Source organism: Alkalitalea saponilacus (genome assembly GCF_900168165.1).
Taxonomy (GTDB): Bacteria; Bacteroidota; Bacteroidia; order Bacteroidales; family Marinilabiliaceae; genus Natronoflexus; species Natronoflexus saponilacus.
Genome location: NZ_FUYV01000010.1, coordinates 1 through 17,576, shown reverse-complemented (window position 1 = coordinate 17,576; position 17,576 = coordinate 1). Strand labels below are relative to the sequence as shown.

The following is a 17,576-nucleotide window of genomic DNA, read 5'->3' as shown; positions in this document are numbered from 1 at the left end:
TTAATAACTATCCGACATCGATTCTTGATGTGAAAGAGTTTCCACATGTTCTATGAAATTCTCTATCGGTGGGATAACCTCATCAATCATAGCATAAAACTGGTCAGGATCTGATTCATCACTGCGTATAACCCTCTCCACCTCTCTTAGTCTTGCAGCCAGATTCATTGCGCCGGTCTGACCTGCGCGCCCGGCTAACCGATGAATAACAAGTGCGCTTGCATCCCAATTCTTCTCAATCCTACAATTCAATATTTCTGATAAATCCTTTCTGCTTTCTGATGCCACAGCATCAAGTATAGCAATAAGGTGCTCCTTCTCATCCCCTGCCATTGCTTTAAGGACATCAATCTTCATGGAAGTTTCTTCGATGCTTGCCTGAAAATCACCTGACAGATATTGAACAAGATCCTTCTCTCTGAATGGTTTCTTGATTAAGTTATCGAAACCGGCGGTTTTGATAATGTGTTGCTCCTCGGGTAATACTTGCGCAGTAAGAGCATAAATGTATATGTGCTCTCCGTTTTTGATGCGTTTACGAATCTTCTGACACACCTCTGCTCCAGTTATTCCAGGCATCCGCATATCTATGAAAATAATATTTGGTCGCTCCTGATCAAAAGCTTTGAGCAAACTGTTTCCATCGGGAAATGTGCGAACATTTTCCAGGTATTTTTTCAAAATGGTTTCGGCCAGATTAAGAATTAATGGGTCATCATCGGCCACCCAAACTGTTGTTTTTTCAGAATCTTTAATAGTAACGTCGTCGGAAAAATTGTCTTCATACGCCTTCTTGTTTTTTTCATAGGGGATGGAGATAACGAACCCCGTTCCCTGACCTAAAGTGCTTTCCACATCAATTCTACCTCCCTGCAACTCAACAATCTGTTTTACTATGCTTAAGCCTAATCCGGTTCCTCCGTATTTCCTTACAGTTTCAGCTGAAGATTGAGAAAACGCCATAAATAGTTCGGGTAACTTTTCGGAAGCAATTCCAATTCCGGTGTCTTCAACATATATATCCAACCAGGGCTTTCCTGATAAAAAACGCAAATTGGCAGTGATCAGAACATGTCCCTCCTCGGTAAATTTCAGAGCATTACCAACCAGATTAAACAAAATTTGCTGCAGTCTGAATGGATCGCCAAGCAGGATGTCTTCATCAAAAAAACCAAATTCGGTTTCAAGCTTCAGGTTCTTTTTCTCAGCCATTGGTTTCATGGCTTTAACGACATTCATAATGGTTTCATGAGGCGAAAAGGCTTTCTTCTCGAAAGTCATTTTACCCGATGTAACTCTTGAATAATCAAGCACCTCGTTTACAACGTTCAAAAGATGTTCAGCCGGATAAAAAAGGGTTTCCACATCAATTTGCGAGTTATTACTGAGCTTGGCCTGCTCAAGATAACCATATATGGATTGAAGAGGAGTTCGAATTTCGTGACTCATGTTTGAAAGGAATTTCTGCCTTGCATCAGCCTCATTTCGTGCTTCCTCATGAGCCTTCTCCAATTCTTTTCTGTATTTGTTACTTTTAGAAATATCAATGATGATTAGCAATATCAAAACAACAAAACCTGCAATGGCCAGAACCGAAACAACATTAAGCACACGTATGGTATTACCTGCAATGGATAAAGCAGTTTGAGTCTCAGCATTCATTCTGCCTATTTCTTCCTGTTCCACAGCGTTGATGATGCTGATGATTTCATTTATAAGTCCGGTATTAACATTAACCAATTGCAGCTCCTGGCTCTGTAGGCGCGCAGCCTCCTGCAAACGGGCAGTTTCCAAACTATCCAATGACTTTTCCAGTAGTGTAAACAACGACTCGTCTGACCGCTGAATATATATGGTATCTACCGATACAATGACTTCTTCATCAACCCTGGTTTCAGCCTTAACAACCTCACCTTCTACGTCATGATCACTTCGTCCAAAAAGACGACGAAAAAAACCGGTTCGCTCCTCACCCGAAGCACGACTGATGGTATCCGCCACAACTGTAGTGGTTGTTACCCTTTCACGAACTTCACGAATTTTTGCTGTATCCTGCTCAATCCTAAGTGAAACAGAGTCGGAAAATCCAGCAAAAAAAGAGAAGAAGTCCTTGTCGACAATTGATTGTGACTTCATTTCAAGAAACCGTGTAAACAGATCTTCGCGCAAATTCAGCAAAGACGAAATTTCATCAATCCTCTCAAGCTGAATGGAATCACCATGAAAAAGAATTCGCAGAGTATCGATGATCTGATTTGCTGACCGGGATTCGCTCAAAAAAGCTACTGAAGGATACGACCGACCGCTCACCACCTCTTTTTGTTCCAGGTGACTTAATTGTGAAACAGTCCTAAATAAGTGATTGAGTGAATGAAGACGATGGTTTGGATGAGCCATCCGATCTATGTTGCTGATGATATCATCAAATGCACGATCGGTGGTTTTATATAGAGCAATTATGGAAATGACCCCTACAACAGTTGCAAGAATTACTTTCCCTTTAAGTGAGGCAATTTTTTGCATTGGATGTTTTTTTGGGTAAATTTTCTACAAAAATAACGCTACGATCATAATTCTGATGATCGTAAAACATTTCGGATTAAGCTGACAAACAACATCAAACAAAACTGCTTAAGCCTTAAATGACCTGTTCTACTCCAAAATCCATTCCAAATAATGCGGGTGTATGTGTACTACAGGAACATTCTCTCCACCTTCTTGATACCTGAAGGAAGAGCAAATACAACCACCCTGTCATCGGGCAAAATTCGCGTGGCTCCATTCGGGATGATGGCCTCGCCGTTCCTGATCACTCCACCAATGTTCATATCCTTTGGCAGATCAAGGTCCTTTAATGTTGCTTTGGTTATTTTGGAACCTTCCTGTGCAATAAGCTCTAAAACATCTGCATCAGTAGCTGTTAAGCATTTCACATACGACACATTGGCTTTAAAAGTGTATCGGTAAATATAACTGGCGGCAATCAACTTTTTATTGATGATGGTTCCAATGCCAATGTTTTCTGCCAGATCAATGTAGTCCATATTCTCAACCTCAGCAACGGTTTTCTTTACCCCCATTTTTTTTGCCAGCTGGCAAGCCAAAATGTTGACTTCAGAGTTATCTGTTACCGCAATAAAAGCATCAGTTTTACCAATTCCCTCATCCTTCAGCAAATTTAAGTTACGTCCGTCACCATTAATCACTAAAGTGTTCTCAAGCATGTTTGCCAGGCGGTTACTCTTATCCCGATCAATCTCTATCAGTTTGATGTAATATTCGTGCTCAAGCTCTTTCGCAACCTTCTTCCCGATTCTGCTTCCACCCAGAATCATAACATTCTTCACCTCGTACTTAATTTTACCGGCATCTTTCAGAAGTTGCTCCGCACCGGATTTGGTGGTAACCACATAAGCAAGATCGTTGTGCTGAAAGGTATCCTTTCCTCGTGGTATGATGGTTTTACCATCCCTGTTAATGGCCACGGTGAAGTACTCATTGGTTTCATGTAAAGCAGAAGCCTCCGAAAGCGAAAGACCAACAATGGGTGCATTGTTTCTGATTTTTACTGCGTAAAGCAGTAAACGGCCATCACTGAATTCAAACATCTGCCGGATTCCAACCTGCTTGAGTGATGCCATGATCTCTCTGGCTCCAAGGTGCTCAGGAAAAATCACCTCATCAACCCCCAGCTGTCTGAAATACTCCTTATTCTCAGATTGGAGGTACTCGAAATTGTTGATTCGCGCTATGGTTTTGGCCGCTCCAAGCTTTTTTGCCAACATGGCCGACAAAATACTAACCTCCTCATAAGGTGGCACGGCAATAAAAAGATCACAGCTTTTTACCTGCGCATTTTTCAGGTCATCAATAGAAGTCCCGGATCCAACCACAGTAATCAAATCAAGGTGATCTTCGGCTTTTCGCAATTTTGCCGGACTTTCATCCATGAGAATCACGTCGTGATCCTCATTGCAAAACAAGGTAGCCAAATGATTACCAACTTCACCCGCACCGGAGATTAAAATTTTCATTTTTAAATAGAACTATATTTATGGACGAAACTACAATTCAAAATAATCAGGTCGGGGTTTAATTAAAACAAGACGGCAAAATAATGTAATAAAAATCAAATGACGAAACATTTTGGCCAAATCCGAAAACAATCCACATAACTGCAATCGTTTCTATTTAAATTTCAATGCCTTGCAACATAAGCTCCCTGAGTCCTGATAAAATGAACATCTATATTATTTTCTGCCATATATTCCCCAATTCTGTCAGCCATCCAGGCAGGAACTGAGCCTGTAACAACCACGTTGTGACAGGTTATACGATCAAACAATCTGACAGGTTCGCCAATAATTGTAGCAGCTAGCACAACCACATCTGCATAGTAACTACCTGAAACCTCCATACCACTAGTAAACCGACCAGATATGATCAAATATTGTACTCCATTTAAATTAACTGGCGTGAACTTCAAAGGAGTTCCTTCATCATTTGCGGCAAAAAGCATGCTGTTTTCACTATTTCTTAAAGAAATCCTCCGCATCAAGGCATCTCTGGCAAAAGATGCAGACCTCTCATCCAGGCTCTCCTGTTTTAAATTCAACACTTCTCCTGCCGAGACGAAATCAACCATCCAGTTTCGTCCCACGTCATAAACCACGGCATAATTACCATTTAATTTGCCCATTTGCTGAACATTTGCAAACAGGAGTATCATAACCAGCGAAACAGTGGTTAAAACCCATTTTGAACCTCGTGGAACCTGATACAGCTGATACAGCATGATCACGAATAAGTATAGTGCAACAAGCATCGGCCATGAAATCCATAAATCAGACCTGTATGCTCCCGAAATGCCTTGTATATAAGAAACCATTTCAATCATAAAAAGGATGAGATCATTCAGAGCTCCACCTGCCATTTGAGCAATAAAAGGAACCCATGAAAAAATCAAAACAACAAAGGCAAGAATCAACACCGGTGCCACAACGGGTAATATAAAAAGGTTGGCCAGCAAGAAATAAACCGGAAATGCTCCAAAGGTATATATTGAAAATGGGAATGTGGTAATTTGTGCTGCAACCGATACTGAGATAATGGACCACGCCCATCGCCAACCAACAAAACGGAATGTTAACATTCCGTTTATAATGGGATAAAATGCAACAATACCAGCAACTGCCATATGACTTAACCAGAATCCGGCATGAAACAAAAACATGGGATTTATCAGCAACAGCAACGTGGCTGAAACACACAACAAATTGTACATATTGACGTCCCTGCGAAACAGTTTTCCGGCCTGCAGTATGATAAACATCAAAACAGCACGGGATACAGAAGGCGAAAAGCCTGTAATAAAAGCATAAGCCACCAAAACAATGGAAGAAATAATAAACCGTGCAGGATGCACCGGCTTAAAGAAAAGAGAAAGCAAATAATTCAACATCAAATATATAATCCCAACATGTAAACCGGAAACGGCAAGTATGTGAACCGCCCCACTTCTTACAAACTTCTCATTTACATCACGATCCACTCCGGCCCGATCTCCAAGTAGCAGAGCATTTATAATTGAAAGAGCATCATCATCAAGTCCACTTTGGGAGAATGATTGTAAAGCGTAAGCCCTGACTTTTTGAGAGATCAACATCGGAGAGAAACCCTTACGCGCGCTGATGTTCAACACATCATTTGCATCGAGGAACATCTGACCTGAAAATCCATTCCTCCTGAGGTATTGACCATAGTTGAAGGCATATGGGTTTGTTGATTCCTGTAAAGGCATCAACGTTCCGGAAACACCGATTACTCCTCCGGCATAAACGCCCTCTTTCAATGGCCCTTTAACCATTATCATCCATTTATCGCCTCGGGAAAAACAGGAAAGATCATCAACAATGTCAGGCTTCATAACAATTCGAACCCAGTGGTTCGGTCTCTTTTCCAGAGACATCACTCTTCCATTGGCTTGAACATCAACAGGGTTTTCTATAACCGAAGGCTGACTATTGATGTTAAGAAGTATTCCGGAGTTAAAAAGGAAAAGCATTAGAAAAGTGCCGGATAGCCAACGATATTTATAACTTCGGTACCACCAGCTATACCATAAAACAAAGCACCCTGCAAACGCTAATGCAGAAAAGGATAAAAACAATTGATAAAACTGCAAGCCGGTAAAGAACTCACCGGCATAAATTCCCGCTATTAAAGCAATCAATAAACGGGAGAAGGGTTGGTAACGGAAAAGGTTCATAAATATTCAGCATTGGAAATCAACGAAAATCAAGTTATGCTAATAATATGATAAATACAAGGAAACGAACAAAAACTATCAAGGACAGACGTTATTTGACCAAATTCAAATATCCATTGATTAAACTATGAATATAAGAGTACTACATTAAATCCAAATTACTAACTTGCACTGTTATTTTGCAGCGACGAATATTCGTTCAATTGATGACATAAAAATTGGCCGAATCTGGTTAATTCAGTATAAATTTAGATGTACAGATCATATTCTTTGATCAAAGATAAAACCTAATGGTTTACAGTAATGTTTAACTATAAGAAGAAATTCTGAAAAATCTGATGTGTGAAAGTTTAAAGGGGAATCTGACAGAACTTTTTTTAAGCAAACTCAACCAACTATGCATAGATTTATTACACCTTTTGTATTTGTAGTAGGGATATTAGCTCTTTTTTCATCTTGCGTTCCGCTTAAGGATTCGATATATTTACAAGGTGATATGGCTGTAAAACTTGAAGACATTGAAGGCCAATACAAAACAGAAAAAGAAGATTATCTGGTAAAACCCCATGATTTACTATACATCAGGGTTACCAGTCTGGACGAGCGCTCTTCTGCATTTTTAAACAACGATGCAGGCTTTAACCAAATAGCCAACAACCCAATGTCGGCCAGCCTTTTAGGATACAGGGTAGGTTTGGACGGATCTATAGATTATCCTTTTCTTGGTAAGATCTATGTTGCCGGATTAACTCTTCCGGAAATTGCCCGCAAGGTTGAACTTGCCGCCAGCAAATATATTGATCAGAGTGGAGCCATCGTAAAACTTCTCAACGACAATATCACCATTATGGGAGAAGTTCGCGGACCGGGTCGATTCCTGTTAAACAGTGAAGAAATTTCCATTCTTGAAGCTCTGGCTTTGGCAGGAGACGTAACTGATTACGCGAACAGACGAAGAGTCCGATTGATAAGAAAGGACGGAGACACGCCAAAAATGCTGATCATTGATACTACTGATGAAAGAATTATGTATTCCCCGTTTTACTATGTAAAACCGGGCGATGTTATCTACGTTGAACCCCACCGACTCAAACAATGGAGTTTATCCACCATCCCACTTGGTTTCTCAATGAGCCTCGTTAGTGCATCACTATTGATTTTCTCAATATTCTCAACCAACTAACATCAAATTACTGAAGTCATGAAAAGTTACGAAGAAGTTGATCAAGAGCGGAACATAGACATAAAAAAGCTTTTCTTCAGAGCTTTAAATTATTGGTATCTCTGGCCAATCTTTTTAGGAGTTGCCCTTATCATCGCTTATATATCGTGGGAAACCACACCGCCAATGCACCGGGTAAGTGCCCGCATCATGATTTCAGATGCTCAGGAAGGTAGCGCTCCGCGTGTTGGGATGGGTCAAAACATGCTTCCCGGAATATCATTGGGAAATCAAAGTCACATCGAAAATCAGGCCATCATACTCAGATCCAGAAGACAGATTGAGCGTGCATTACGTCAATTAGATTTTGGTATTTCCTATTATGAAGTTGGAAGATTTAGAAAACAGGAAATTTACCGATCGTCTCCCTTTCGTGTGTTGATTGATTCGTCAGAAGTGAGTCCTCCAAATGCAACTTTTAATATTGAATTTAAATCCTTGGATCGCTTTGTGCTTACCATGGAAAACGACAAATCGTTTTCCAAAGAGGCGGGCTTTTATGAAAGAATCACACATCCTAGATTTTCTTTCTCAGTTTTACCAATTGAGGAAAACATGCCGGGATCCAACTATGAAAACAAAACCTACAGCTTTACCATAAACAACATAAACCAACTAATTGGTCATTATCAAGCCAATACGCGTCTTGAGCCGGTTCATTATGGTTCCACTATTGTAGATTTATCCATTTTGGAAAACAACCCTCAAAAGGGAGTTGATTTTTTAAATGCGCTTTCGAGCATAGCTGTTAACTATACATTGGAACGAAAAAACCAGGTGGCCTTAAACACCATCCAGTTTATAGAAAGTCAACTTGAAGGAGTTGCCGACTCTCTGAGTGCAGCAGAAAATGTATTGGAAAATTTCCGGTCACGACATGAGATTATGGATGTTTCTCATCAGGGACAAATGATTATAACCCGATCACGTGAGCTTGAAGATCAGCGCTCTGCCATAATGGCAAAGCTGGACTACTATTCGTACCTGGTTGATTATATTGACAGTAACAGAGATGTAAATGAAATCATTGCGCCATCATCGGCCGGAATTGATGATCCTATGCTGAGTCAGTTAATCCGACAACTTTCCGACATGAGTGCAGAAAGATCTGCAATGATGTTTAATGCCACCAGTGAAAACCCAAACATTACAAGAATCAATGCCAGTATAGAAAACCTTAAATCCAACATACAGGAAACCATTAAAAGCGTGGTTGCCACCACAAACCTAACCCTGGAAGACATCAACAGAAGGTTATATAATCTGAGTACACAAATAAGAATGCTTCCCCGCACTGAGCAACGGCTTTTAAATATTGAAAGAAGCCGTCAGATGAACAATGAAACCTACACCTTCTTATTAAACCGTCTCACAGAAGCTCAACTGGCTAAGGCTTCCAATCAGGCCGACAACGAAATTATTGAAGAGGCCATGATTAGAGGGATGGTTCAACCAAACAGCAAGCAATACATGATAATGATACTTTTGGGTGGATTGCTTTTGCCTACCGTTGTTGTGTTCCTTCTGGTTTTCACCAATGATAAAGTATTGGAAGCAGAGGACATTAAAGATATTTCACCACTGCCAATCATTGGTGAAATCCCTTTCAACAAACCTCAGAAAAAGAAAAATATGGTTACAGAAAAACCTGATAACACGTTGCTCTCTGAATCTTTTAGAAGCATCAGGACATCTTTGGGGTATTATAAGCATAAAAACTTTGGCAAAACCATTCTCATTACCAGCATTCTACCGGGGGAAGGAAAGAGTTTTTGCGCAATAAACCTGGCCCGATCATTTGCTATGCTCGACAAAAAAACTCTGTTGATAGAGTTTGACATGCGGCGGCCATCATTAACCAAACACTCGGGTATTTCCGTTAATGGCAATGGTCTGAGTAAATTCTATACCGGTGACGCCACCACAGAAGAGATCATTCACACCGATACAAACACCCCTAATCTACACATTATCTTTTCAGGTCAAATACCGCCCAATCCATCTGAATTAATCGCGAGCGATTCCACAAAGGGTTTGCTAGAAAAATATCAGGAACAATACGATGTTGTCATTTTAGACACCCCTCCGTTAGGATTAGTGGCAGATGCACATCTGTTAACAGAATACGCTGATGCCAACATTTTGGTGGTAAGGCATAATTCCACACCAAAACCTGTTTTGAAGATTAATCTGCGGGATGAGAAAGTAAAAAACATCCCACATTTAAGTGTTTTGATGAATGGAATACCATTTCAAAAGAAAGAGTACAGTTATAAATACGGTTATAATGTAACCAACAATAAGTATTTTGCAAATTAAACTTTGATAGTAAGAACTCTGAAATTTTAAAAATACCACCACCATAGTTCTTAAAGCATTTTGCAGAGCTCACAAAGAACACAATGTCCACATTGTGTTCTTTGTGGTTTATTTGGTTTATTTCCCGACAGGATATAAAATATTAACACCATTAAGAACCTTTACTCAAAGTCATACAGAGATGCCTATTCTCCAATACCTAAACATTTATTGTCATACAGGCGTATTATAACTAGGTCTGCTGAAAATGTCAACAGACCAAAATAATAATTCTTTTGTCCTCAAGCAGGACGGGCTCTTACTTTTTTTACTCATGTTGTGTTAATCTTTTAAAGGTATTGCGTGATCCGCTTCGCTCCACAACAGCAAAAAAAGTAAGCAAAAAATGCCGCCGCTGCTGAAAAATTGCCTAAATAACAATCTGCCAGGCTAAAATCTGCGAACTCGCTACGCTCAAACAACGCATATTTTTACGCCTGTCACATTGTTATTCTTAACGGCATTTTTCAAAGGCGGAAGTTTCCATTATTTCTAGCCTTTTCAATGTTCGAAAATTCTATAGTTATATTAAAAATGCTTGCACTTTAATGACTAAAACCAAGGATATATCACACATTATTAACTATGTAAGAGTTTTTCAGCAATCCCTAAATAGTTTATTCACAATACCCCAATTCAACAATTGAAGAAGGGTATATGGTTTTAGTAATAGATAGTTGTAGCTTCAACTTCAATTTTCCGTGAAATTGTTTGAGATATTAAAGAATCGTTAAGAAATATTTGTCGCAGCCAAGCACTGAAAGCGAAAGCTAAATTAATTCCAAATTGAAGACGGAAACCAAATAGCTGTTTCTTCTTAACGATGGCCGAATAATACAGCCAGGCCACAACACTCATTATTGCACCTAATCAAAATTCTCGCGATCCTGATCACTCTCATCATCAACCTTCACCCCGCCTCCCGAGTTCATATTCAAAACAAAATCACGCTTTAAAACTTTGCATTCGCTTTTCTGACCTGATGTTCCGGACAGAGATATGATGTATACCCCCCCAGACAGTGATGCCAGATTCAGAATAAGGGTGTTGTCCCCAAAAGTTGCACGATACTCCTCATGATGCATCAATCTTCCTGCTTCATCAAAAACCTCAGCCTTCAATATATCTCTTGAGGGAGCATAGAAATCAACAGCTAAAATGTCCACTGTTGGGTTAGGGTAACACTTCCTGATTTTCATTGGCAAAACTTCGGAAACCTCAGGTCCAGTTGCGTAACCGTCTTTAACCGGAAGAACCAGAAATATCCCAAATTCTGGTGAGGTATGTACTAACTCATCCTTAAAACTGTCTTCAAGAAACGGAAGTTCAATATCTGTCAACCGCATTGGAAGTTGAATTGTACCACCCTTGTAAACACCACTCAACACCGGATTACCTGATAAATTCTGAACGTCAAAAATCTGAAACTCTTGTCCAACACTCAATACAGGGGATAGATTTACTGATACAAACTCCTGATTTCCCCAATTAAACACAGCAATTTGCCCACGACCTTTCTCATACCTGTTAACAGATATCTCATAAGTGGAAATTACAGGTACTCTTGACTGAAAAGTACTGTTTTGATCCTGGTTACTTTTGATTTGCCATTCGGAGAAACTGTCAAAGTTCAATGTTCCTGCAAAATATTGGTTATTATTAATTACCGGGTTATTGATTAAAGAGAAATCCTCAAATGCAATGAGAGGAGTTTCCGGGTTTCTTGCAAAAAAACGATTTCTCACTATTTGTAGGGAATTCCATCCCTTTATCACATGTAATGTCCCGTCAACAATAATATTATCAGAGAACTCAGCATTCCTGTTTTCAACGCCATATCCCAGCTGCACACTAGCCTTTGATGAGTATTGCGGGCGATTGTAAATTATGTTGTTACGAATGGATATGCGGTCTGCCGGTTGGAGGCCTCCCACAAGAATGTTGCGATCTATGGCACGGTTTCCGGGAATGCCGCTGTTAAAAATAATATTTCCCTCCAGAACAAATCCTTCAATGGCTCCCTCCTCGGTATATATTTGAATCCCAATTCCAAATGAATTAAAGAGGACATTATCTCTTATCAGTTTGGTACCAGTTTGGTTTTGACCATAAATTCCGTGTCCATGACCTCGTCGGGATCCGCGGAACCCGTTATGATAAATAATTGTACCGTAAATCTCGCTGCTGGTTGCTGGTCGCCAAAAACCAACTCCATTTCCGCCATTGTTGTGAATATAGCAATTAATGACTTTGTTGGAATGACCTATAAAGTAGATTCCATCCCGGTAATAATTCTCGCCGGTTATATCACTGTTGGTAATGGTTAACCCCCAATACCATGTATACTGTCCCATGATATTGAGCACTCCTAATTCATCTCCATCTGAATTACCGTCAATGACCACTGTCTCTCCGGGAATGGATCTCAAAATTATCGGAGCACCCTCTCTTCCTCTCAGATGTGAAGTAAAAACTCCAGTATAAAGTCCGCCATGTATCCAGATGGTATCACCTGGCTGAACATCTTCAGGATGATCAAGCGCTGTTTGTAAATCCCAGGGATGATTATGTGTGCCAATCCCATCAGCAGTTCCATCCACAGTAACAAAAAAGCTGGCTGCATTAACAATAGCAACCATGACAACAAAAACTACGACACAAACAACACGCTTCATAAATTGAATGTTAGACTATTAGGCATTTAACATATATAGGACAATCTTTTTTATCAAATCCCCAAATCAGGTTAGGGCAGACTCTTCGTGTATTACACTTTTAAATCTTCCGTTTTGCGGAACAAACTCAGGAACCATGGCTTTCATATGAGCAATCAAGAGACCCTCGCCTTCACCATAAAGTAACTCGAGAATGTTTAAAACATTCGCGTTAACCTCACTGTAATTAAATGATTTAACCTTACCAATCATAATTTTGTCATGATGTGTAGGTTTTGTGTTTTCAGCAGAAGCCAGCAACTCTTCATAAAGCTTTTCACCGGGTCTAAGACCGGTGAAAACAATATCAATATCTTCACCAAGATTCAACCCGGAGAGCTTAACCATTTTTTCTGCCAGATCAACAATCTTCACTGGCTCTCCCATGTCAAACACAAATATTTCCCCTCCATTACCCATAAACGAAGCCTCCAATACTAGCTGACAAGCCTCGGGAATGGTCATAAAGTAACGGGTAATCTCGGGATGGGTCACGGTAATTGGTCCTCCTTGTTCTATTTGACGTTTAAACAAAGGAACCACTGAACCATTTGAACCCAGAACATTTCCAAAACGAGTGGTGATGAATGCGGTTTTTATACCCGGTACCTGCGACATGGATTGGATATAAATCTCACAGATCCGTTTAGAAGTTCCCATTACGTTTGTCGGGTTTACTGCTTTGTCGGTGCTAACCATCACAAACTTTTCCACCCCAAATTCAACCGATAAATCTGCCAAAATTTTGGTACCTCCTACATTTACCCGAATGGCTTCGTAAGGAGCATCCTCCATCAATGGTACATGTTTATAAGCTGCGGCATTATAAACCACATGGGGACGATGGGTTTCAAAAACCTGTCGCATAGATTTATAATTGGTTATATCCGCCAAGACAATCTTAAAAGGAGCATCAAAGTGCCGTAGAATAATCTCTTGTTGCAGATCATACAAAGCTGATTCAGCCTGATCCAGCATGATGATCTGACGAACAGGAAACCGTAACAATTGTCGGACTATTTCAGAACCGATAGACCCGGCAGCACCTGAAACCAGGATTGTTTTATTCTCCAACCCTTCCTGAATCCGAAGTAGATTGAGATGAATTTCGTCACGTCCCAGTAAATCCTCGATTCTAACATCCCGAATCTGTCCCGTATTTGAGATACCATTCACCCAGTTCCCCACCGATGGCATCACTTTAAGTTTCCATCCTTTCTTCAAACACTCATCAGCAATTTTCTGTTTACGCTTTACTGAGATATCCGAAACAGCCAGAATTACTTCTTCAATATGCTTTAGTTTTCCATCAGACTCCAAAAGTTTTTCCCAACTGAAAACAGGCAAAGAGTGTAAAGTCATGTTCCACTTTGAAGGTTCATCATCAACAAATCCTACTACTTCATATGGACTCTCCTTGTCGTTTTTAATAGCCTCCAATGTAATAAGTCCCAAATCATCGGTCCCAAAGATCACAACATGCTCTGTACCTCGCGTGTGCGTTAAATACGCGTATGTTTCCCGAACCAGAAGCCTGAACCCAAAGCAAAAGAAAACGGCCAACATAAAGTGCAGCAATATGACCAGTCGAGGTACCAATCCTATATCCAGATTTAATAAACGAAGGATGGTAGCAAATGATAACATGATTCCAGCAGCAACAACAGATGCCAAAACCAGCTTTCGCAATTCAGCAAAGTTGGTATGACGAATGACACCTTTATGAACCCGAAAAACGTAAAAGACAAAACCATAAACCAGAGTAACATATGCACCTCCCTTGGCAAAATCCCAAACGCTATACGCCGGAAGCAAAACATTCAATCGAACAATATATGAAACAACAAATGCATTGGCAACCAACATAATATCAATGAGAAGAATCCACCACGGTGAAATAATTCTTCTTGTTATAGCTTTAAGCAAAAAATCCTTCATAGCAAATAAAATTTTTCTTCAACAGCACATTTATTCTGTCTCGTCTTCAAGTGATAAGGTTTATAAACGCTATGCTATTTAAACAACTTTATGGTTCAAATTTCAGCTAATAATGGACTATTTACAATTCATTTTTTACGAATCAATCAGAATCTTACACCAATATACATATACCAACTACGAGCAGATTTTAGATTGCAAAGAACTCTTTCTCCAAACAAAAACTTTTAAATAAAAAAGACCATTGGCCTATGGGTTGATTTTTTTGATGGTGTTTTCTTTCATCAATAAAAACGATTGATATATCAGAATTAATGTTCAGTCTATAAAAACAGTAAAGACAATGAGCAACAAGTTTAATAACTTGTTGTTGTTTTTTTAACTGAAAACTCAATAAATTAATAAATATGAGACCTAACAACTACCTTCTAAAAAACCTTTTATTGACAATGGCCTTATTAGCCATCGCATTGAGCACCTCTGCGCAAAGCCGGCAAAGACCGGCTGAAGCTAACCTCAACAATCAATTAATGCAACTGAGTTCACCGGCTGAGGATTTGCTTGAAACAGATGAAAACATTGATATCCGCTTTTATCATTTACACATTGATGTTGATATAGAAAATGAAAAGATATATGGTGATGTTTACATAGAACTTACAGCAGTTAACAACCTGAACCAGGTTGTACTAAATCTCCACAGTGATTTTGAGATCACTTCAGTAGGAGAAGATGCAACCTCGTGGACTTTGGAAAATAATCTGCTCACCCTGGGGCTAAACAGTTCATTTAATGTAGGAGAAACCGTAAAACTCAGAATTGTCTACAATGGTAACCCTCCATTGGCACCGGGACGCTTTATTAATAAAGGATTTCGTTTCGATAGGCATTCCAACCAAACAGTGCCGGCCATCGCCAATTATAGCACGCCATACTTGTCGCATTACTGGTTTCCTTGTAAAGACGGGCCAACTGATAAAGCCGACCGTGTTTGGGTGGACATTACAATTCCCGATGAATCATATAACGGACAACCTCTCATGGCGGTTTCTAATGGAGTTCTTCTAAATGATAACCCTCCAGTAGAAAATGGAAAAAGAACCTTTCAATGGAGACATGAACATCCCATTGTGCCATATTATATCCTGGTGGCAGTATCAAACTATGTTTTGATTGAAGATCAATACGAAAATACCGTAAACGGGAATTCATTCCCGTTAGAGTTTTATGCATATCCTCAAGATATTGTTGATGCTAATAGTGCGATGGTGAAGATGCATGACATAATGGATGCCTTCATTCACTACTTTGGTGATTATCCGTTTGCCGATGAAAAATTTGGAATGACACAGGTGCCCTTAAGCTGGGCCATTGAAAATCAAACCAACCCAATTATCGGGGGTTTTGGAGAAAATTGGGCTGATATCATTGTTCACGAAACTTCACACATGTGGTTTGGAGCTTCCATTACCAATCAAACATGGCAACATGTTTGGTTGAACGAAGGGTTTGCCACTTATGCAGAAGCTCTTTATAAGGAGTTTTCATCTGATTTTAATATTGAAGAGTATCATACCCGCATGAGAGCGATGGAGAAAAGATTCAACGACTTTCCTAATCTGTATCTTAGTGACGACTCTAATTATGATTACATTTTTGAAGAAATTTACTACGAAAAAGGAGCTTGGCTTCTGCATATGCTAAGAGGGCAATTGGGGGATGAACTCTTTTTTGACTGCATCAAATCATATGCACAAAACCCAAACTTCAGGTTTGGGCATGCCACCACTGAGGATTTCAGAGACCATTGCCAAGCCATCAGTGGAAAAGATTTAACAACCTTCTTCCAACAGTGGGTATACGATTTCGCGTTCCCTATATACAGCTATGACTATCTAACAGACGATGTTAGCGGTGAAACAACATTCACCCTGTTTCAAAGACAAAATGCCATTTGGGGCGACCGTGAAGTTTTTGAAATGGAAGTGGATATTAAGTTCAATTTTGATGATGGAACTTCTGTCATCGAAAGAGTTGTTAATAACGCTGTTGAACAACAATTCACATTCAACTTTGGAAAAGCAATTCAACAAATTGAAATAGACCCTGATGAGTGGATCATCAGAGAAATCAGGAGCCATAAAAAAGAGATTTTAGCCTTTAACGTTCCAGAACAAATAAGTTCAGAAATCAATCAGGAAGAGCAGACCATTACCATAACTGTTCCTTTTGGAACAGACTTGTCGCAAATTACCCCAACCATCGAACTGTCTGAAAAAGCATCTGTTGCTCCGGAATCCGGAACACCGGTGGATTTTTCTGAAGGGAACGTTGTTTTTACAGTCAGAGCCGAAGACAGAACCACAAAGGAGTATACAGTAATAATTGAGATGGCTCCAAATAGTGAAAACAGAATCTTATCATTTGCCATAGAAGGGCAAATCGAAGAGACTGTGATTAACGATGAGACATTTGAAATATTTGTCACCATGCCTTATGGTGCCGATTTAAGTGACCTGTCACCGGATATCCAGATTTCAGAAGAGGCGACAGTGAATCCACAGTCAGGATCTTCGGTAGATTTTTCTGAAGGATCAGTAATATTTACCGTTACAGCACAAAATGAAGATACACAAGAATATTCAGTTACAGTAAACACCTCATCCGAAAACGACCTAAGAATCATTAGTTTTACCATTACAGATCAGTTGGATGAAACTTTAATTGATCATGAGGAATCAACCATTCATGTAACGATGCCAACAGGTTACGATTTAACGGATCTTGCTCCGGTAATAAGTTTAGCAGGCAATACAACGGTAGATCCTGAATCTGAGGTTTCTGTTGATTTCTCAACAGGGCCTGTTGAATATACTGTAAAAACTCAGGATGAGTCAGAACAAAAAGTATATACTGTGACTGTTGAAAATCTTTTAAGAGATGGCGACCTGATTATCGAATTCTCTGTTCCTGATCAAATCGGAGAAACATCCATCGATGATGAGGAGAACACCATTTTGGTGATCATGCCAACGGGAGCTGACATTACAGAGATTACTCCGGAGATAACCATTTC

At 39.7% G+C, this 17,576-nt stretch carries 8 protein-coding genes; 3 read left to right on the top strand and 5 right to left on the bottom strand.

Annotation, left to right across the window (positions count from 1 at the left end; translation table 11 throughout):
- From B5X70_RS09155 to B5X70_RS09145, 3 genes are all read right to left on the bottom strand, one after another.
- Complete coding sequence (locus B5X70_RS09155) at window positions 1–2,523, bottom strand: hybrid sensor histidine kinase/response regulator (RefSeq protein ID WP_079557608.1); 2,523 nt, start codon at window positions 2,521–2,523, stop codon at window positions 1–3.
- Between the two features lie 170 nt (window positions 2,524–2,693).
- Window positions 2,694–4,034: a Trk system potassium transporter TrkA gene (gene trkA, locus B5X70_RS09150; RefSeq protein ID WP_079557607.1), complete on the bottom strand. Its 1,341-nt coding sequence runs from the start codon at window positions 4,032–4,034 to the stop codon at window positions 2,694–2,696.
- 164 nt (window positions 4,035–4,198) lie between these two features.
- Complete coding sequence (locus tag B5X70_RS09145) at window positions 4,199–6,268, bottom strand: ComEC/Rec2 family competence protein (protein ID WP_079557606.1); 2,070 nt, start codon at window positions 6,266–6,268, stop codon at window positions 4,199–4,201.
- A gap of 397 nt (window positions 6,269–6,665) precedes the next feature.
- On the opposite strand from B5X70_RS09145, the gene B5X70_RS09140 reads away from it, so the two are divergent.
- Together B5X70_RS09140 and B5X70_RS09135 are read left to right on the top strand one after the other, a co-directional pair.
- Window positions 6,666–7,451, top strand: a complete 786-nt coding sequence (locus tag B5X70_RS09140) for a polysaccharide biosynthesis/export family protein (RefSeq protein ID WP_079557605.1) — start codon at window positions 6,666–6,668, stop codon at window positions 7,449–7,451.
- An 18-nt stretch (window positions 7,452–7,469) separates the two neighbouring features.
- A complete protein-coding gene (locus B5X70_RS09135; protein WP_079557604.1) occupies window positions 7,470–9,809 on the top strand; it encodes a GumC family protein in 2,340 nt (779 codons plus the stop codon).
- Window positions 9,810–10,714: 905 nt separating this feature from the next.
- Here the strand turns inward: B5X70_RS09135 and B5X70_RS09125 are convergent.
- Window positions 10,715–12,523 carry a T9SS type A sorting domain-containing protein gene (locus B5X70_RS09125; RefSeq protein WP_079557602.1) on the bottom strand — a complete coding sequence of 603 codons (1,809 nt, stop codon included), beginning with the start codon at window positions 12,521–12,523 and terminating at the stop codon, window positions 10,715–10,717.
- Between the two features lie 66 nt (window positions 12,524–12,589).
- Window positions 12,590–14,500, bottom strand: coding sequence for a polysaccharide biosynthesis protein (locus tag B5X70_RS09120; protein ID WP_079557601.1), 1,911 nt, complete (start codon window positions 14,498–14,500; stop codon window positions 12,590–12,592).
- A gap of 407 nt (window positions 14,501–14,907) precedes the next feature.
- Here B5X70_RS09120 and B5X70_RS09115 point away from each other — a divergent pair.
- Window positions 14,908–17,576: M1 family aminopeptidase (locus tag B5X70_RS09115; protein WP_079557600.1), on the top strand; the 2,669-nt coding region annotated here is incomplete at its 3' end.

What these genes read in the sequence shown, in the direction of transcription:
- B5X70_RS09155 (WP_079557608.1), bottom strand. Translation starts at nt 2,523, where the DNA reads ATGCAAAAAATTGCCTCACTTAAAGGGAAAGTAATTCTTGCAACTGTT.
- trkA (WP_079557607.1), bottom strand. Translation starts at nt 4,034, where the DNA reads ATGAAAATTTTAATCTCCGGTGCGGGTGAAGTTGGTAATCATTTGGCT.
- B5X70_RS09145 (WP_079557606.1), bottom strand. Translation starts at nt 6,268, where the DNA reads ATGAACCTTTTCCGTTACCAACCCTTCTCCCGTTTATTGATTGCTTTA.
- B5X70_RS09140 (WP_079557605.1), top strand. Translation starts at nt 6,666, where the DNA reads ATGCATAGATTTATTACACCTTTTGTATTTGTAGTAGGGATATTAGCT.
- B5X70_RS09135 (WP_079557604.1), top strand. Translation starts at nt 7,470, where the DNA reads ATGAAAAGTTACGAAGAAGTTGATCAAGAGCGGAACATAGACATAAAA.
- B5X70_RS09125 (WP_079557602.1), bottom strand. Translation starts at nt 12,523, where the DNA reads ATGAAGCGTGTTGTTTGTGTCGTAGTTTTTGTTGTCATGGTTGCTATT.
- B5X70_RS09120 (WP_079557601.1), bottom strand. Translation starts at nt 14,500, where the DNA reads ATGAAGGATTTTTTGCTTAAAGCTATAACAAGAAGAATTATTTCACCG.